The 17,503-nt window shown below is 62.0% G+C and carries 20 protein-coding genes; 10 read left to right on the forward strand and 10 right to left on the reverse strand.

Annotation, left to right across the window (positions count from 1 at the left end; genetic code table 11):
• The 3 genes from ctaD to QCL51_RS00300 are packed head-to-tail and all read left to right on the forward strand — an operon-like array spanning position 1 to position 3,070.
• Entirely contained in the window at positions 1-1,590 is a 1,590-nt protein-coding gene (gene ctaD / locus QCL51_RS00290; protein ID WP_021784584.1) for a cytochrome c oxidase subunit I, read from the forward strand.
• A 9-nt stretch (positions 1,591-1,599) separates the two neighbouring features.
• The gene (locus QCL51_RS00295; RefSeq protein ID WP_021784585.1) at positions 1,600-2,166 is read left to right on the forward strand and encodes a cytochrome c oxidase assembly protein; all 567 of its coding nucleotides are present in this window, start codon (positions 1,600-1,602) and stop codon (positions 2,164-2,166) included.
• Between the two features lie 16 nt (positions 2,167-2,182).
• On the forward strand, positions 2,183-3,070 hold the full coding sequence (locus tag QCL51_RS00300) for a cytochrome c oxidase subunit 3 (protein ID WP_020191170.1): 888 nt from the start codon (positions 2,183-2,185) through the stop codon (positions 3,068-3,070).
• A 32-nt stretch (positions 3,071-3,102) separates the two neighbouring features.
• Here the strand turns inward: QCL51_RS00300 and QCL51_RS00305 are convergent, their stop codons facing one another.
• Positions 3,103-3,306, reverse strand: a complete 204-nt coding sequence (locus tag QCL51_RS00305) for a twin transmembrane helix small protein (RefSeq protein WP_003253030.1) — start codon at positions 3,304-3,306, stop codon at positions 3,103-3,105.
• 51 nt (positions 3,307-3,357) lie between these two features.
• Between QCL51_RS00305 and QCL51_RS00310 the strand changes: the two genes are divergently transcribed.
• The 5 genes from QCL51_RS00310 to QCL51_RS00330 are packed head-to-tail and all read left to right on the forward strand — an operon-like array spanning position 3,358 to position 7,241.
• A complete protein-coding gene (locus QCL51_RS00310; RefSeq protein ID WP_028697690.1) occupies positions 3,358-4,095 on the forward strand; it encodes an SURF1 family protein in 738 nt (245 codons plus the stop codon).
• Positions 4,064-4,645, forward strand: coding sequence for a hypothetical protein (locus QCL51_RS00315; RefSeq protein WP_021784587.1), 582 nt, complete (start codon positions 4,064-4,066; stop codon positions 4,643-4,645). The genes QCL51_RS00310 and QCL51_RS00315 overlap by 32 nt, the downstream gene beginning before the upstream one ends.
• A 9-nt stretch (positions 4,646-4,654) precedes the next feature.
• On the forward strand, positions 4,655-5,734 hold the full coding sequence (locus QCL51_RS00320; protein ID WP_021784588.1) for a COX15/CtaA family protein: 1,080 nt from the start codon (positions 4,655-4,657) through the stop codon (positions 5,732-5,734).
• A complete protein-coding gene (gene cyoE, locus QCL51_RS00325; RefSeq protein ID WP_274102802.1) occupies positions 5,719-6,612 on the forward strand; it encodes a heme o synthase in 894 nt (297 codons plus the stop codon). Before QCL51_RS00320 ends, cyoE begins: the two co-directional genes overlap by 16 nt.
• Positions 6,609-7,241 (forward strand): SCO family protein, encoded by a 633-nt coding sequence (locus QCL51_RS00330; protein ID WP_021784590.1) that lies wholly within the window; start codon positions 6,609-6,611, stop codon positions 7,239-7,241. The genes cyoE and QCL51_RS00330 overlap by 4 nt, the downstream gene beginning before the upstream one ends.
• Before the next feature lie 93 nt (positions 7,242-7,334).
• Here the strand turns inward: QCL51_RS00330 and QCL51_RS00335 are convergent, their stop codons facing one another.
• From QCL51_RS00335 to QCL51_RS00345, 3 genes are all read right to left on the reverse strand, one after another.
• Complete coding sequence (locus QCL51_RS00335) at positions 7,335-8,105, reverse strand: MetQ/NlpA family ABC transporter substrate-binding protein (RefSeq protein WP_338444499.1); 771 nt, start codon at positions 8,103-8,105, stop codon at positions 7,335-7,337.
• Between the two features lie 64 nt (positions 8,106-8,169).
• Positions 8,170-8,841 (reverse strand): methionine ABC transporter permease, encoded by a 672-nt coding sequence (locus tag QCL51_RS00340; protein WP_021784592.1) that lies wholly within the window; start codon positions 8,839-8,841, stop codon positions 8,170-8,172.
• Positions 8,841-9,848: a methionine ABC transporter ATP-binding protein gene (locus QCL51_RS00345; RefSeq protein WP_021784593.1), complete on the reverse strand. Its 1,008-nt coding sequence runs from the start codon at positions 9,846-9,848 to the stop codon at positions 8,841-8,843. Before QCL51_RS00345 ends, QCL51_RS00340 begins: the two co-directional genes overlap by 1 nt.
• A gap of 227 nt (positions 9,849-10,075) precedes the next feature.
• Here QCL51_RS00345 and katE point away from each other — a divergent pair, with 227 nt between their 5' ends.
• A complete protein-coding gene (katE, locus tag QCL51_RS00350; RefSeq protein WP_338444501.1) occupies positions 10,076-12,211 on the forward strand; it encodes a catalase HPII in 2,136 nt (711 codons plus the stop codon).
• Positions 12,212-12,271: 60 nt separating this feature from the next.
• Here katE and QCL51_RS00355 read toward each other — a convergent pair whose 3' ends face one another.
• The 4 genes from QCL51_RS00355 to zur all read right to left on the reverse strand — a co-directional run bounded on the left by QCL51_RS00355 (position 12,272) and on the right by zur (position 15,136).
• Positions 12,272-12,979 (reverse strand): PA5502 family lipoprotein, encoded by a 708-nt coding sequence (locus QCL51_RS00355; protein ID WP_103469512.1) that lies wholly within the window; start codon positions 12,977-12,979, stop codon positions 12,272-12,274.
• Between the two features lie 126 nt (positions 12,980-13,105).
• On the reverse strand, positions 13,106-13,888 hold the full coding sequence (znuB, locus tag QCL51_RS00360) for a zinc ABC transporter permease subunit ZnuB (protein WP_021784596.1): 783 nt from the start codon (positions 13,886-13,888) through the stop codon (positions 13,106-13,108).
• Positions 13,881-14,654: a zinc ABC transporter ATP-binding protein ZnuC gene (gene znuC, locus QCL51_RS00365; RefSeq protein ID WP_021784597.1), complete on the reverse strand. Its 774-nt coding sequence runs from the start codon at positions 14,652-14,654 to the stop codon at positions 13,881-13,883. The genes znuB and znuC overlap by 8 nt, the downstream gene beginning before the upstream one ends.
• Positions 14,651-15,136: a zinc uptake transcriptional repressor Zur gene (gene zur / locus QCL51_RS00370; protein WP_021784598.1), complete on the reverse strand. Its 486-nt coding sequence runs from the start codon at positions 15,134-15,136 to the stop codon at positions 14,651-14,653. Before zur ends, znuC begins: the two co-directional genes overlap by 4 nt.
• A 66-nt stretch (positions 15,137-15,202) precedes the next feature.
• Here zur and QCL51_RS00375 point away from each other — a divergent pair, with 66 nt between their 5' ends.
• On the forward strand, positions 15,203-16,111 hold the full coding sequence (locus tag QCL51_RS00375; protein WP_031322607.1) for a zinc ABC transporter substrate-binding protein: 909 nt from the start codon (positions 15,203-15,205) through the stop codon (positions 16,109-16,111).
• A gap of 48 nt (positions 16,112-16,159) precedes the next feature.
• Here the strand turns inward: QCL51_RS00375 and QCL51_RS00380 are convergent, their stop codons facing one another.
• Together QCL51_RS00380 and QCL51_RS00385 are read right to left on the reverse strand one after the other, a co-directional pair.
• Positions 16,160-17,110 (reverse strand): homoserine kinase, encoded by a 951-nt coding sequence (locus QCL51_RS00380; protein WP_021784600.1) that lies wholly within the window; start codon positions 17,108-17,110, stop codon positions 16,160-16,162.
• Between the two features lie 69 nt (positions 17,111-17,179).
• Complete coding sequence (locus tag QCL51_RS00385) at positions 17,180-17,467, reverse strand: DUF2782 domain-containing protein (RefSeq protein WP_003252997.1); 288 nt, start codon at positions 17,465-17,467, stop codon at positions 17,180-17,182.
• Positions 17,468-17,503: the final 36 nt, after the last annotated feature.

Below are 17,503 nucleotides of genomic sequence, written 5' to 3' on the forward strand. Positions count from 1 at the left end.
ATGAGTGCAGTGATCGACGACCACGCCCACGGCCAGGACCATGCGCACGGCCCGGCCAAGGGCCTGATGCGCTGGGTACTGACCACCAACCACAAAGACATCGGCACGATGTACCTGTGGTTCAGTTTCATCATGTTCCTGCTCGGTGGCTCGTTTGCCATGGTGATCCGCGCCGAGCTTTTCCAGCCGGGATTGCAGATCGTGGAGCCGGCGTTCTTCAACCAGATGACCACCATGCATGGCCTGATCATGGTGTTCGGCGCGGTGATGCCAGCCTTCGTCGGCCTGGCCAACTGGATGATCCCGCTGATGATCGGCGCACCTGACATGGCACTGCCACGGATGAACAACTTCAGCTTCTGGCTGCTGCCGGCGGCCTTCCTGCTGCTGGTATCAACCTTGTTCAGCCCGGGCGGAGGGCCGAACTTTGGCTGGACGTTCTACGCGCCGCTTTCCACCACCTATGCGCCAGCCAGCGTCACCTTCTTCATCTTCGCCATCCACCTGATGGGTATCAGTTCGATCATGGGGGCGATCAACGTGATTGCCACCATCCTCAACCTGCGTGCCCCCGGCATGACCCTGATGAAAATGCCGCTGTTCGTCTGGACCTGGTTGATTACCGCGTTCCTGCTGATTGCGGTGATGCCGGTGCTGGCCGGCGTGGTAACCATGATGCTGATGGACATCCACTTCGGTACCAGCTTTTTCAGTGCCGCAGGTGGCGGTGACCCGGTGCTGTTCCAGCATGTGTTCTGGTTCTTCGGTCACCCTGAGGTTTACATCATGATCCTGCCCGCCTTCGGTGCGGTCAGCTCGATCATCCCGGCGTTCTCGCGCAAGCCGCTGTTCGGTTACACCTCGATGGTGTACGCCACCGGCGCCATCGCCTTCCTGTCATTCATCGTCTGGGCCCACCATATGTTCGTGGTAGGCATCCCGGTGGTCGGCGAATTGTTCTTCATGTACGCCACCATGCTGATTGCCGTGCCCACCGGGGTGAAGGTATTCAACTGGGTCAGCACCATGTGGGAAGGTTCGCTCACCTTCGAAACGCCGATGCTGTTCGCCATCGCCTTTGTCATCCTGTTCACCATCGGCGGTTTCTCCGGGCTGATGCTGGCGATCGCCCCGGCGGACTTCCAGTACCACGACACTTACTTCGTGGTGGCGCATTTCCACTACGTACTGGTGCCTGGTGCAATTTTCGGCATCTTCGCCTCGGCCTACTACTGGCTGCCGAAATGGACCGGCCACATGTACGACGAAACCCTCGGCAAACTGCATTTCTGGCTGTCGTTCATCGGCATGAACATGGCCTTCTTCCCCATGCACTTCGTAGGTTTGGCCGGCATGCCACGGCGCATTCCCGACTACAACCTGCAGTTCGCCGATTTCAACATGGTGTCGTCGATCGGCGCGTTCATGTTCGGTGCCACGCAGATCTTCTTCCTATTCATTGTCATCAAGTGCATTCGCGGTGGCGCGCCGGCACCGGCCAAACCCTGGGATGGCGCCGAGGGCCTTGAGTGGTCGATACCCTCACCTGCGCCCTACCACACCTTCCAGACACCCCCGGAAGTGAAATAGGAACCTGCCATGAACGGCCTGTCGCTGAAACGCCTGGTAACGCGCCTGCTGATGCTGACGGTGGTGATGTTCGCCTTCGGCTTCGCGCTGGTGCCGATCTACGACGTGATGTGCAAAGCCTTCGGTATCAACGGCAAGACCGGCGGCCAGTACGAAGGTAGCCAGGTCAGCGACCCGACGCGTGCGGTGCGGGTGCAGTTCATGTCGACCAATGCCAGCGACATGGTCTGGGACTTCTACTCCACTGCCGACCAGCTGGAGGTCAACCCGGGGGCGGTGAACCAGATGATTTTCATTGCCCACAACCCGACCGACCGGCCGATGAGTGCGCAGGCAATACCCAGCATTACCCCGGCCGAGGCCGCGGCCTACTTCCACAAGACCGAGTGCTTCTGCTTTACCCAGCAGGTGCTGCAGCCCGGCGAACGCATCGAGATGCCGGTGCGCTTCATCGTCGACCGCGACCTGCCGGCCAGCGTGAAGCAACTGACACTGGCCTACACCTTGTTCGACATCACCGCTCGCCACCCGCCGGTCGCGCACGTTGCGGCGCAGGACGTCCAGGGCGCCCGTTAAGGGAAGGAGAACAGCAATGGCAAGTCATGAGCACTACTACGTTCCGGCGCAGAGCAAATGGCCGATCATCGCCACCATCGGCATGTTCATCACGGTGTTTGGCCTGGGCACCTGGTTCAACGACATGAAGGCGGGCCACCCGGATTCGCACGGGCCGCTGATTTTCTTTGTGGGTGCGTTGTTTCTGGCCTACATGCTGTTCGGCTGGTTTGGGGCAGTGGTCAAGGAGAGCCGCGCCGGGTTGTACAGCCCGCAGCTGGATCGCTCGTTCCGCTGGGGCATGAGCTGGTTCATCTTCTCTGAAGTGATGTTCTTCCTGGCCTTCTTCGGTGCGCTGTTCTATGTGCGCGTACTGGCGGGGCCGTGGCTGGGTGGCGAAGGGGCAAAAGGTGTTGCGCACATGCTGTGGCCAACCTTCGAATTCACCTGGCCGCTGCTGCACACCCCCGACCCCAAGCTGTTCCCACCGCCCAAGGAAGTGATCGACCCGTGGCACTTGCCGCTGATCAACACCATCCTGCTGGTCAGTTCCAGTGTGACAATCACCATTGCCCATCACGCCTTGCGGCGTGACCACCGCGGCCCACTGAAATTCTGGATGGCGTTGACCATTGTCCTGGGCATCAGCTTTATCGCGCTGCAGGCCTTCGAGTACCACGAGGCCTATACCAAGCTGGGGCTGACACTGGGCTCAGGGATCTACGGTGCGACGTTTTTCATGCTTACCGGCTTCCACGGTGCCCACGTGACATTGGGCACGATCATTCTGATTGTGATGTTCGTGCGCATTCTGCGCGGGCATTTCAACCCGGAAAAACACTTCGGCTTCGAGGCGGCCAGTTGGTACTGGCACTTCGTCGATGTGGTGTGGGTGGGGTTGTTCATCTTTGTCTATGTGTTGTGAACACGAGAACGCTGTAGGGGCGGTTGAGAACTTCAGAAAGGGGCGTGAGAGACCAGTTGACCGCTGATCAAACCCCAGGCGACCAGGCCTATGGTCAGGGCTGCCAGGGTCACCCGTACGGTCAGGGCCTTGAGCAGACGGGTCGAGTTTTCATCATCTTTGACCAGAAACACCAGGCCACTGAACAGGCTGGCAATGGTGGCCAACAGCATCAGGACAATCGCGGCCTTGAGCATGATGTTACTCCGGGGGGATGCGGTGATGTGGATAAGTATAGCGAGGCGCCCGTGAGGCCGTTTCGCCCAGGCTGGGTACCGACGCTGGTAGTGCTTGCGCTGCTGCCGGGGCTGATTGCGCTTGGTTGCTGGCAACTCGGCCGTGCCGAGGAAAAGCGCGTGCTGCTGGCCACTTATGCAGAACGGCGGATTGAAGCGCCGATCACCACCGCCCAGCTCCTCTCGAAAGAAGACAACGCCTTCCGCCGCGTGCATTTGTATGGCCGCTTCGACGCCGAGCACAGCGTGCTGCTGGACAACCGCATGCGCGACGGCAAAGCCGGTGTCGAGCTGCTGCAGCCCTTCCACGACCAAGCCAGCGGCCTGTGGTTGCTGATCAATCGTGGCTGGCTGCCATGGCAGGACCGCCGGCTGCCGGTGCACTTCGAAACCCCTGCGCAGGCCTTGGCGCTGGATGCCTCTGTGTATGTCGCGCCTGGCAGCACCTTCCAGCTGCACCCGGACCCCATCGGCGGGCAATGGCCACATCTGTTGACCGCTATCGATGCCGCGCTGCTATGGCAACAGCTTGATCGCGAAGGCTTCGCCCAGGAATTGCGCCTGGAGCCGGGCCCGGCGAGCTATCGCCTGGACTGGCCGGTTGTCGCCATGAGCCCCGAAAAACACGTGGGTTACGCCGTGCAGTGGTTTGCCCTGGCGACCGCTCTGGTTCTGCTCTACCTCTTCTTCGGCTGGCACCAAAACAAGGAGAAACGCCATGGCCACCGCCACTCCACTGGACGCGCATGAACGTAGCAAACCCAGAGCCCGTGGGCGTTTGCAGCTGTTGCTTATCCTGCTGGTGGTGCTTGGGCCGATGGTTCTGGCCACCAGCATGTACAAGCTCAAATTCTGGGTGCCGGAAGGCCGCAGCTACCATGGTGCCATGATTGGCAATGGGGAAAGCCGTGCCGATCTCGGCGTGGCAGGGCAGGACAATCGCTGGCAGTTGCTGGTCAGCGCACCCCAGGCTTGCACCGAAGACTGTCAGCGCCTGGTGTACCTGGCTCGGCAGATTCAGGTCGGGCTGGGGCGTGATGCCAGCCGCGCCAGCCACGCGCTGGCCGCCGCCCAGCCGCTGAGTGCCGACTACCAGGCACTGCTCGGCCGCGAGTACCCGCAGTTGCAGCGCTACCCGCTGGATGCGCAACGTTACCAGCAGAAGGTTGTCGAGCCCGGCCCGCAGCTGTGGATCGTCGACCCGCACGGCAACCTGGTGCTGCGCTATGACGGCAAGGTCAACGGCAAGCATGTGCTGGATGACCTGCGCCACCTGCTCAAGCTGTCCAATATCGGCTAGGAGCCTGCCATGGCCAGACCTGGATTTCGCCTTGCTGTGTTCGCCACCCTGCTGGCACTGCTGGTCGTCCTGCTCGGTGCCTATACCCGCCTGACCCACGCCGGCCTCGGTTGCCCCGACTGGCCAGGGTGCTATGGCTTTATCAGCGTGCCCAAGAGCGACGCGCAGTTGGCCCATGCCGAGCTGCACTTTCCTGAGCACCCGGTGGAGGCTGCCAAGGGCTGGGCCGAAATGGTCCACCGCTATTTCGCCGGTAGCCTGGCCGTGGTGATCGCCCTGCTCGCCTTTCAGGCAGTGCGCCGGCATGCCCGCGATGGGCAGCCTTATCGCCTGCCCATGCTGCTACTGGGTGTGGTGCTGGCCCAGGCAGCCTTCGGTATGTGGACCGTCACCCTGAAGCTATGGCCGCAGGTGGTCACGGCGCACTTGCTGGGTGGCTTTACCACGTTGAGCTTGCTGTTCCTGTTGTCTCTGCGTCTGTCCCGGGCCTTTGCGCCCTTGCCGAAACTGCCGCTGAGCCTGCGCCGAATCGCGGCGTTGGCGCTACTGGTGGTAATCGGCCAGATCGCCCTGGGCGGTTGGGTCAGCGCCAACTACGCCGCCGTGGCCTGCATCGACCTGCCGACTTGCCATGGCCAGTGGTGGCCAGCGGCGGACTTCAGCAACGGCTTCCACCTGACCCAACACGTCGGGCCCAATTACCTTGGCGGGCAGCTGGACAGTGATGCGCGTACGGCCATCCACATCAGCCACAGGCTGGGCGCGCTGCTGGTGACCTGCGTGCTACTGATGCTCAGCTGGAAGCTGCACCGCTGTGGTCTCCCCGGCCTGGCACGGCTGGTGCTGCTGGCGCTGGCCCTGCAAGTGGGCCTGGGCATCAGCAATGTGGTGTTCCACCTGCCGCTGGCGGTGGCTGTTGCGCACAATGCCGGCGGGGCGATGCTGCTGCTGAGCATGGTGCTGGTGAACTACCGCATTCGAGTGGTCGACAAGGTTCGAGTGGGCGTCGGCCATGGCTGGCGTCTGCGGCCCGTGGTCGGGGTGGGCATTTCCCATCATATGAGGAACGACTCGTGGCGACGCTTCTAAGCGTACGACGGGCTCGCTGGCGCGATTACCTTGAGCTGACCAAGCCCAAGGTGGTGGTGCTGATGCTGATCACCTCGCTGGCGGGCATGTTCCTGGCCACCCGGGCGGGCGTCAGCTGGAGCGTGCTGTTGTTTGGCAACCTGGGTATCGGCCTGTGCGCGGGTGGCGCGGCGGTGGTCAATCATGTGGTGGATCGGCGCATCGATGCGCTGATGGCGCGCACCCACAAACGGCCTTTGGCCCAAGGCCGAGTCGAGCCCCTGCCGGCGCTGTTGTTCGCTTTGGCCTTGGCCCTGTTAGGCATGGTCCTGCTGCTGGTGTTCACCAACGCCCTCACCGCTTGGCTGACCCTGGCCTCATTACTCGGTTATGCGGTGCTCTACACTGGCTTTCTCAAGCGCGCCACGCCCCAGAACATCGTCATCGGTGGCCTGGCCGGCGCCGCTCCACCGTTGCTCGGCTGGGTGGCGGTAAGCGGCCATGTCAGCGCCGAACCCTTGCTGCTTGTGCTGATCATTTTTGCCTGGACCCCGCCGCATTTCTGGGCGCTGGCCATCCACCGCAAGGAGGAATACGCCAAGGCCGATATCCCGATGTTGCCGGTGACCCACGGCGAGTACTACACCAAGCTGCATATCCTGCTGTACACCCTGATCTTGCTGGCAGTGAGCCTGCTGCCGTATGCCATCCACATGAGTGGCCCGCTGTACCTGGCCTGTGCCCTGGCTTTGGGCCTGCGCTTCCTGCATTGGGCCTGGGTGTTGTACCGTAGCAGCCGGCCGCACGCAGCGATCGGCACCTTCAAGTACTCTATCGGCTACCTGTTCGCGCTGTTCATTGCGTTGCTTCTTGACCACTACCTGTTGCTGAACCTATGACCCGAACCCAGAAAACCGTCTTCATCCTCGTTGCCCTGGTCGCGTTGATCATGGGCCTGACCGTCAACAAGGTGCTTAATGGTCGTGACCAGCCCAACCCTGCCGAGCTGATCGATGCGGGCATCATCCTGCTGCCGCAGAGCCGCGCCGTGGCCGATGTCACCATGACCAACCAGGACGGCCAGCCGGTGCAGATGGATGCCCTCAAGGGCAAATGGTCGCTGCTGTTCTTTGGCTACACCTACTGCCCGGATATCTGCCCGACCACTCTGGCCCAGCTGCGCCAGGTGAAGAGCGAGCTGCCCAAGGATGCCGTCGACCGGCTGCAGGTGGTGTTGGTGAGTGTGGACCCTAACCGCGATACGCCGAACCAGCTGAAGCAGTATCTGGGCTATTTCGACAAGGACTTTGTCGGCGTGGCGGGGTCGATCGAGGATACCCAGAAGCTGGCCAATGCCTTGAGCATTCCGTTCATTCCTGCGGATACCAGCAAGCCGGGGTATACCGTGGATCACAGCGGTAACCTGGCGATTGTCGGTCCGGATGGACGACAGCGTGGGTTCATTCGGGCGCCGTTCAACAACCAGAAGCTGGGGGCGCAGCTGCCGGGGCTGGTCAAGCGGGATTGAGTCAGCCCCAAAAGCTTCGCGGGTAAACCCGCTCCTACAACGATGTGTGTAGGAGCGGGTTTACCCGCGAAGAGTCCAGCGTGATAGTTCGGCTCAGAACGCCGGAACCACAGCGCCTTTGTACTTCTCGATGATGAACTGCTTCACCTCTGGCGAGTGCAGTGCAGCCGCCAGTTTCTTCATGTCGTCCGAGTCCTTGTTGTCCGGGCGGGCAACCAGAATGTTCACGTAAGGCGAGTCGCTGCCCTCGATGGCCAGCGCGTCTTTTTCCGGGTTCAGCTTGGCTTCCAGCGCGTAATTGGTGTTGATCAGGGCGGCATCTACCTGGGTCAGCACGCGCGGGATGGTGGCGGCTTCCAGCTCACGGAACTTCACGTTTCTCGGGTTCTCGGCAACATCCTTCACGGTCGACAGGATGTTCTTGTTGTCCTTGAGCTTGATCACGCCAGCCTTGTCCAGCAGCAGCAAGGCGCGGCCGCCGTTGGTGGCGTCGTTGGGGATGACCACGGTGGCGCCGGAGGACAGCTCGTCGAGCTTCTCGATCTTGGTCGAATACACGCCCAGTGGCTCGATGTGCACGCCAGTCACGCTCACCAGGTTTGTGCCCTTGGCCTTGTTGAACTCATCCAGGTAAGGCTGGTGCTGGAAGAAGTTGGCGTCCAGGCGCTTTTCGGCCACCTGCACGTTCGGCTGGATGTAGTCGGTGAATTCCTTGACCTTCAGCTCTACGCCTTCTTTCGCCAGTTGTGGTTTGACGAAGTTGAGGATCTCGGCGTGCGGCACCGGGGTGGCGGCGACGGTGAGGGTATCGGCCTGGGCCGAGAAGGCCGCGACAGCGGCAGCGACAGCAAGCAGCTTCTTCATTGATCACTCCTTGTGAGGGCCGCGACGGCCCCCGAACGGGTCGGCCAGGCCGACCCCATTGGGGTTACTTACGGGAAAAATGCACGACCAGTTTGTCGCCCACGCTCTGCAGTACTTGAACCAGTACCAGCAGCAGTACCACGGTCACTACCATCACATCTGTCTGGAAACGCTGGTAACCGAAGCGGATAGCCAGGTCGCCAAGGCCACCGGCACCCACCACACCGGCCATGGCGGTGTAAGAAACCAGGGTGATGGCGGTTACGGTAATGGCCGCGAAGATGCCCGGACGGGCCTCCGGCAGCAGCGCACTGGTGATGATCTGGCGGGTGGTGGCACCCATTGACTGGGTGGCCTCGATGATGCCGCGGTCCACTTCACGCAGGGCGGTTTCAACCAGGCGCGCAAAGAACGGCGTGGCACCCACTACCAGCGGCGGGATGGCGCCCGCAACGCCCAGCGAGGTACCGGTGATCAGCACGGTGAACGGGATCATCACGATCAGCAAGATGATGAATGGCAGCGAGCGCAGGATGTTGACCACCAGCGACAGCAGCGCATAGACGCCTTTTTGTTCGAACATCTGCTTTGGCCCGCAGAGGAACAGCAGCACACCCAGTGGCAGGCCCAGCAGCACGGTGAAGAACAGCGAGCCGAACAGCATGATCATGGTATCGACGGTGGCCAGCCAGATTTCGGCCCAGTCGACGTTGGCGAAGAAACTCAGAGCGTCCATCAACGCATTACCTCCATATGTACATCAGCTGCCTTGAAGCGGGCGAACGCCGCTTCCATGTCTCCGCCGATCAGGGCGAGAGTGAGCTGGCCATAGGGGACATCCTTGATGCGGTCGATACGCCCGGCGAGGATGCTGTAGTCGACGCCGGTTTCGCGGGCCACGGTGCCCAGCAGCGGCGCGTAGGTGGCGTCGCCCTGGAAGGTCAGGCGTACGATGCGGCCTGGAACGTGGGCAAAGTCGTCGCGCTGCTCGCCTTCGTCGACCTGCTCGTCTTCCTGGACGAAGCGCTTGGTGGTGGGGTGCTGCGGGTGCAGGAACACCTCGGCCACCGAGCCTTGCTCGACGATCTTGCCGGCGTCCATCACTGCCACGCAGTCGCAGACACGGCGGATCACGTCCATCTCGTGGGTGATCAGCACGATGGTCAGCTTCAGTTCACGGTTGATCTCGGCCAGTAGTTGCAGCACGGAGGCCGTGGTTTGCGGGTCGAGGGCACTGGTGGCCTCGTCGCATAGCAGGATCTTCGGGTTGGTCGACAGGGCGCGGGCGATACCGACGCGCTGCTTCTGGCCACCGGACAGCTGTGCCGGGTACTTCTTGGCGTGGTCCGACAGGCCAACGCGAGCCAGTAGCTCGGTGACGCGCTTGTCGATTTCGCTGCGCGACAGCTCGCCGGCCAGGGCCAGCGGCAGGGCGACGTTGTCGGCGACGGTCTTGGAGGCCAGCAGGTTGAAGTGCTGGAAAATCATCCCGACCTGCTGGCGGAAGCCGCGTAACTGGCTGGCGTTGAACGCGGTGACGTCTTCGCCGTCGACGATGATCTTGCCGCCGGAGGGTTCCTCCAGGCGGTTGATCAGGCGCAGCATGGTGCTTTTGCCGGCGCCGGAATGGCCGATCAGGCCGAACACCTGGCCATCTTCGATGGTCAGGCTGGTCGGATTCAGTGCGGGGATTTCCCTACCGGCAACGCGGTAGGTTTTATGTACCTGTTGGAACTCGATCACGTAGCGAACCTTGTGGGGCGCATTGAAATTTGGGTCAGCGGTTAGCTGGGGTCGCGCATTTTAGCCTTTTCCCATAGCTGTTCTTAGCATTTATTTCGTCATGTACCAATCCATCGGGCATATCGCGACAACCGGTAATCCTGATTGAACGCTCGGCAACGCCCTCCAGTCACTACTTGCACAAGCCCTGAACGGGCACGCCTTAAGACTGATGAGGAGAGCCGATCATGCCCAGCAAGAAAACGGATGCGCCCAAGCACAGCGAGGCCGCCGGCACCCAGACCCCCGACCGGGCCAACACCAATGCCAAGCTGCAGAGCCTGGAGGCCGACCGCAGCGATGCGACCGGGCATGCGCTGCGCACCAACCAAGGCGTGCGCATTGCTGACAACCAGAACTCCCTCAAGGCGGGTGATCGCGGGCCGTCGCTGCTTGAAGACTTCATCATGCGCGAGAAAATCACCCACTTCGACCATGAGCGTATCCCCGAGCGCATCGTGCACGCCCGCGGTACCGGGGCACACGGGTTCTTCCAGAGCTATGGCAACCACGCCGAGCTGACCAAGGCCGGCTTCCTGCAAGATCCGGAAAAGGTCACCCCGGTTTTTGTCCGCTTCTCGACGGTTCAGGGCCCACGCGGTTCTGGCGACACGGTGCGAGATGTGCGGGGCTTTGCCGTCAAGTTCTATACAGATGAAGGCAATTTCGACTTGGTCGGCAACAACATGCCGGTGTTTTTCATCCAGGATGCCATCAAGTTCCCCGATTTTGTCCATGCGGTGAAGCCGGAGCCACATAACGAGATACCTACCGGCGGTTCAGCTCATGACACCTTCTGGGATTTCGTATCGCTGGTGCCGGAGTCGGCTCATATGGTCATGTGGGCCATGTCTGACCGCGCCATCCCGCGCAGCCTTCGAATGATGGAAGGCTTCGGCGTGCATACTTTCCGCCTGATCAATGCCAAGGGCGTGGCCAGCTTCGTCAAGTTTCATTGGAAACCACGCCAGGGCGTGCATTCCCTGCTGTGGGACGAAGCCCAGAAACTGGCGGGCAAGGACACCGACTTCCAGCGCCGTGACCTATGGGAAGCCATCGAAACCGGTGACTACCCGGAATGGGAACTGGGCGTGCAGATTGTGCCTGAGGCCGACGAACACAAATTCGATTTCGACCTGTTGGACCCGACCAAGATCATCCCGGAGGAACTGGTACCCGTCACGCCGCTGGGCAAGATGGTGCTCAACCGCAACCCGGACAATTTCTTTGCCGAGGTCGAACAGGTAGCGTTCTGCCCGGGCCATATCGTGCCGGGTATCGACTTTACCAACGACCCGCTGCTGCAGGGCCGACTGTTCTCGTACACCGATACCCAGATCAGCCGCCTGGGTGGGCCGAACTTCCACCAGATCCCGATCAACCGGCCGGTATCGCCGAACCACAACAACCAGCGTGATGCGCTGCACCAGCACGTTGTGCACAAGGGGCGGGCGTCCTACGAACCCAACTCGATTGACGGCGGCTGGCCGAAGGAAACCCCGCCTGCGGCGCAAGACGGCGGCTTTGAGAGCTATCAGGAGCGTATCGATGCGCACAAGATTCGCCAGCGCAGTGAGTCGTTCGGCGATCACTTCTCGCAGGCTCGGCTGTTCTTCCAGAGCATGAGCCCGACTGAGCAACAGCACATCATCAAGGCTTACAGTTTCGAATTGGGCAAAGTCGAGCGTGAACATATCCGCGCCCGGGAAGTGAATGACATTCTCGCCAACATCGACTTGAAGCTGGCGGCGGCGGTTGCGGCCAACCTGGGCCTCCCCGCGCCGAAAGCGGGTACGGTGCAGGTAAAGGGTAGCCAGCCGGCGCAATCGCCTGCGTTGAGCCAGATGAACCACCCAGGTTCGGTGGGTATCAAGGGGCGCAAGATTGCCGTGCTGGTGGCAGATGGCGTGGACGCTGGCAGCGTCGACAAACTGGTCAAAGCCCTGGAAGCGCACAGTGCCCGGCCGATGCTGCTGGGCCCGACCTCGGCGCCGGTGAAGGCGGCGGATGGCAAGCAACTGCCGGTAGCGGCGTCGATGGAGGGGATGCCTTCGATCATGTTCGATGGGATTGTCGTGCCTGCAGGCAAGCCGTCTACGGATGCACTGGCGGCTAGCGGATTGGCCAAGCACTTCTTGCTGGAGGGTTACAAGCACCTGAAGGCGCTGGTGCTGACCAAGGAATTGGCGAAAGCATTGGGGCTCAAGGAGGATAAGGGGCTGCTGCTCGGGGATGAGCAGAAGGCGGTGGATGCCTTTGTCAAAGCGGTTGAAGGCCACCGGGTGTGGGAGCGGGAGGCGGCAGCTGAAGCGATTCCTGCCTGATAAGGCCTTTTCGCGGTTAAACCCGCTTCTTCTGTAGAAGCGGGTTTAACCGCGAAGCTTTTACTGCCGATGCGGGACCAGCACCACCTGTGCCGGCAGCGAGCGCTGGATCTGATGCTTCTGCTTCAGCTCAAACCCACTGTCAATCTTGCGCACCCGCTTTTCCAGCAAGGTTTTCAGCCAAGGTGCATCCCCGGTGCGCGGCACCTGAAACACCACTTCACACTGGTAACTCACCACATCGGCGGCAATGTCGTCCAGTTGGCGGCGCAGCGCGCGGCTGTCAGTGGTCTTCAAGGCCACCACGGTACTTGGCGCTGTCGGGTCGATGATGCGTGCCTTGGGCTTGGCTTCGGCGGCTTTCAGCGCAGCTTCCGCCTTTTCCAGCTCGGCCTTGCGGGCCTGGGTCACAGCATCCCCGCCGGTCACCGCTGGCGCCTGCGGCATCAGTGCACGGGCGCGGGCCAGCGCGGTAGCTGCCGCGTTCACATCGCCCTTTTGCAGGACGATCTGGCTACGTTGCAAGTAGGCTTCGGCCAGTTGGCGCTGGTATTGCTCCAGGCGTGCATCATCCGGCGACTGGGCCTGCAGTGCTGCAAGCTGGTCTTCGGCGGTAGCCAGCTCATTGCTGGCGATGTTCTGTTGCAACTGCTGCCAGGCATCTGCTTGGGCAGGTGCGGTGGCCTGGTCGACCGGCGCATTGGAACAGGCAGCCAGGATCAGGGAAAACGCGGCAACAAGCAGATAACGGGAGGCGAACGGCTTCATTCCTGCGACTCTCTATTTGCGCAAAAAGCGAGCAAGTCTACACCCAGGTGCGCACGCTCGAAAATAGGCCTTACAGACCCTTTACCGGCCAAAGGTTGCAAGGTGTGCCTGCACACACCCTGCCTCTCAGCGTTTTGGCAGGGCCAGGCTCAGCAAGAATAGCACCGCGGCGCAGACCACGATCGACGGCCCGGCGGGGGTGTCCTTGAACCAGGACATGGCCAGGCCGCCGCAGACCGCGGTGACGCCCAGCAGGCTGGCCCCCAGGGCCATTTGCTCTGGTGAGCGGGCGTGCCGCTGTGCCGCAGCCGCAGGGATGATCAGCAGCGAGGTGATCAGCAGCACGCCAACGATTTTCATGGCAACTGCAATCACCACTGCAATCAGCAGCATCAGCGCCATGCGCAGGCCGGCCACGGGCAGGCCTTCGACCATGGCCAGCTCTTCGTGCACGGTAACTGCCAGTAGCGGCCGCCACAGCACAGCGAGCAGCAGCAGGACCAGTGCACTGCCGCCGAGGATCCAGGCCAGGTCGGTTGGGCTGATGGCCAGCAGATCGCCGAACAGGTAAGCCATCAGGTCGATGCGCACATCGTGCATGAAGCTCAGCACCACCAGGCCCAGCGACAAGGTGCTGGGGGCCAGGATGCCCAGGAGGGTGTCGGAGGCCAACGGCTGGCGTTGCTGCAATGTCACCAGCAGAATCGCCAGCAACAGGCAGCCCACGGTTACCGCCAGTGCCGGGCTGACATCCAGGGCGAAACCCAGGGCCACACCGAGCAGGGCGGCGTGAGACAGGGTGTCGCCAAAGTAGGCCATGCGCCGCCATACCACGAAAGAGCCCAGTGGGCCTGCAACCAGTGCCAAGGACAAGCCGGCAAGCAAGGCGTAGAGAAGAAAGTCAGCCATGCTTGCAGTGCTCTCCGTGAACATGGGTGCCAGGGGCGACCACCGAGCCATGCAGGTCGTGGCTGTGGTCGTGATGGTGGTGGTAGATGGCCAGGCTCGGTGCGGTTTTGCCGAACAGTTCGACGAACGCTGGGTCACCGCTGACTTGCTCGGGGTGGCCCGAGCAGCATACGTGGCGGTTCAGGCACACCACCTGGTCGGTGGCGCTCATGACCAGGTGCAGGTCGTGGGACACCATCAGCACGCCGCAGCCGTGGCGGTCGCGCAGGCGGGTGATGAGGTTGTAAAGCTCGGTCTGGCCGACCACGTCTACACCTTGTACCGGTTCGTCGAGCACCAGCAACTGGGGTTCGCGCAGCAAGGCACGGGCCAGCAGCACGCGTTGCATTTCGCCGCCGGAAATAGTCTGGATCGGGCTGTCGATGACTTGCTCGGCGCCCACTTCCTGCAGCGCCGACAAGGCTGCCGCGCGGTCTACACCTGGCACCAGGCGCAGGAAGCGCAGCACCGAAAGCGGCAGTGTGGCATCAACCTGAATCTTCTGGGGCATGTAGCCAATGCGCAGCTTGGGCTTGCGCCATACCTTGCCGCGATGTGGCTTGAGCAGGCCAAGTACGGCGCGCACCAAGGTAGTCTTGCCCGCCCCGTTGGGGCCAATCAGGGTGACGATCTGGCCTGGGGCGACCGACAGGTCGATGCTGTCGAGCACCGCCTCGCCGCCAAAGGTGACGCCGACCTGCTCCAGGCGAATCAGGGCCTCGCTCATGCCGCGCTCCGGCAGCTACCGCACAGGCCGACCACTTCCACGGTCTGGGTCTCGACCGTGAAACCCACGCCTTTGGCGCTGTTGATGATGGCCTCGCTGATGCTGCTCTGTTCAAGCTCGATGGCCACATGGCAGGCCCGACAGATCAGAAACTGACCTTGGTGCACGTGCTCGGGGTGGCTGCAGCCGATGAAGGCGTTGAGCGACGCGATGCGATGCACCAGGCCGTTTTCCAGCAGGAAGTCCAGCGCGCGGTACACCGTGGGCGGCGCGGCGCGGCGGCCGTCCTGCTCACTGAGCACCGCGAGGATGTCGTAGGCACCCAGCGGCTTGTGGCTCTGCCACACCAGCTCCAGCACACGGCGGCGCAGGGCGGTCAGGCGCAGGCCCTGGCGGGTGCACAAGGCATCGGCTTCAGCCAGTGCGCTGTGTACGCAATGGGAGTGGTCGTGAGGACGGTTGGCCAGCGGTGTGATGGACATGGGCAGCGACGGTTCTGGACAGAGACGTTATTATGTTACCTGTTTCTGACGACTCGAGTATTCACCGTGTCCCGATTCCTGGTTCTGTTTGTCGCTTTCATCGCATTTTCCGCGCAGGCCGACGTGCGTGTGCTCACCAGTATCAAGCCCCTGCAGCAGATTGCCGCTGCCGTGCAGGATGGTGTTGGCAGCCCTGAAGTGCTGCTGCCACCCGGGGCTTCACCCCACCACTATGCGCTGCGCCCCTCCGACGTGCGGCGGGTAGGCGATGCCGACCTGCTGTACTGGATCGGCCCGGACATGGAGAACTTCCTTCCGCGTGTGCTGGGAAGCCGTAGCAAGGCCACAGTGGCTGTGCAGGCGCTGCCTGGCATGAAGTTGCGCCACTTTGGCGAGGACAGCCATTCCCATGAGGAAGAAGACCACAGCGACCACGACCATGACCACCGCCCAGGCAGTCTTGATGCACACTTGTGGCTATCGTCGGTCAATGCGCGAGTGATCGCAGCTAAAATGGCAGCTGATCTGGCCCAGGTCGATCCGGCCAATGCGGCTCGCTATCAGAGCAACCTGAAGGCCTTCGATGAACGCCTGGATGCGTTGGACGGGCGTATCAAGGCGCGCGTGGCCGGTATTGCCGGCAAGCCGTACTTCGTCTTCCATGAAGCCTTCGATTATTTTGAGGCTGAATATGGCTTGAAGCACGCGGGCGTGTTCAGCGTAGCGTCCGAGGTGCAGCCTGGGGCGCAACATGTGGCGGCCATGCGCCAGCGCCTGCAGGAAGTAGGGAAGACCTGCGTGTTCAGCGAGCCGCCAATACGGCCGCGATTGGCCGAGACCCTGACTGCCGGGTTGCCGGTGCGCCTGGCCGAGCTGGATGCCCTGGGCGGCACCGATCCGGTGGATGGCAAAGGGTATGAGCGCTTGCTCGAGAAACTGGGCGGTGACCTGGCAGGCTGCCTGGAGCAGTTGTAAGCCTATACCGGCCCTTCGCGGGCACGCCCGCGAAGAAGCTGAAGAGGGCTAGAGGGCGAACGGCAGGTGCAAAGCCACCTGCTGGCGCTGCGCCAGACGCACTTCGAACTCGCCCGGGTCGTGGATCATCACATCCATCCCGGCGAACGACTCGGCCGCAATCAGGCGCGACAGCCAGAAACGCACGCAGCCTACCCGCAACATTTCCGGCCACAGCTCGGCTTCGGCGGCAGTGAACGGCCGTAGCGCCGCATAGGCTGCCAGCAGCGCCTGGGCGCGAGGTACATCTACCGCGCCCTGCTCATCCAGGCACCAGTCGTTCACGGTGATGGCGATGTCATACAGCATCGGCCCGGAGCAGGCATTGTAGAAGTCGATCACACCGGTCAGGTGGGTGCCTTCGAACATCACGTTGTCGCGGAACAGATCGGCATGCAGGTTAGCCCGCGGCAAGGCCAGAATCTGCGCCTTGTGTGCGCTGATTTCGTCCAGCGCCGGCTGCAGTAATGCGGCTTGCTCTGCAGTCAGGCGTGGCAGGAGCTCGGCACCCGAAGCCAGCATCCAGTCCAGACCGCGGTCGGTGCGGCGTTCGATGATGTGCTCGCGGGTGGCCAGGTGAATGTGTGCCAGCAACTCCCCGACCTGGGCGCAGTGCTGGTTGTTGGGGGCCTTGATGTGCTTGCCCGACAGCCTGGGCTGCAACAATGCCGGCTTGCCGCACAGCTCGCGCAGGCCATTGCCGTCGCGGTCACGAATGGCATAGGGCACCGGCATGTCGGCAGCGTGCAGGGTGTCGAGCAGCTCGATGAAGAACGGCATGTCCTCGCTGGGCCCACGCTCGATCAGCGTCAGGACGAACTCCCCCTGTTCGAGGCTGACGAAGAAATTGCTGTTCTCGGTACCGGCGGCAATGCCCTGGAAGTCGAGCAGACGGCCCAGCTCGTACGGCGCCAGAAAGGTTTCCAGCTCAGGCCGGGTCACGGGGGTGAAGACTGACATGATGAAAAATTGCCCATACGGGCACTTCCGCCGGGAAGTGCCGGGTTGATGTGAACGGTGCGCGTCAGCTTACCACTCGAAGATCTTCCAGGACGGAATCAGCATGTCCGGCTGGTCGGATCGAATGAAATTGGCATCAGTGCCATCGGCGCGTACCAGAAAATAAGGCTTGCCGTTTTTCGGCGTGATCTTGATCGCATACAGGAAGCCGTTCTGCCGGTATTCCTGGATGGTTTTGTCGCCTTCCGTGCGAATGGTCACCTCGGGATCGGCCGAGGGGGCGTCGTCCGCCGCCAGGGTGACGACAGGCGTGGTTGCCAACAGGCCGAGCAGTAACAGGCGATTGAGTGTGCGCATGATAACCTAGTCCCTTTGTCGTCAATGATTCTGGCT

It is taken from the genome of Pseudomonas sp. LTR0, assembly GCF_036630035.1.
Taxonomy (GTDB): domain Bacteria; phylum Pseudomonadota; class Gammaproteobacteria; order Pseudomonadales; family Pseudomonadaceae; genus Aquipseudomonas; species Aquipseudomonas putida_Y.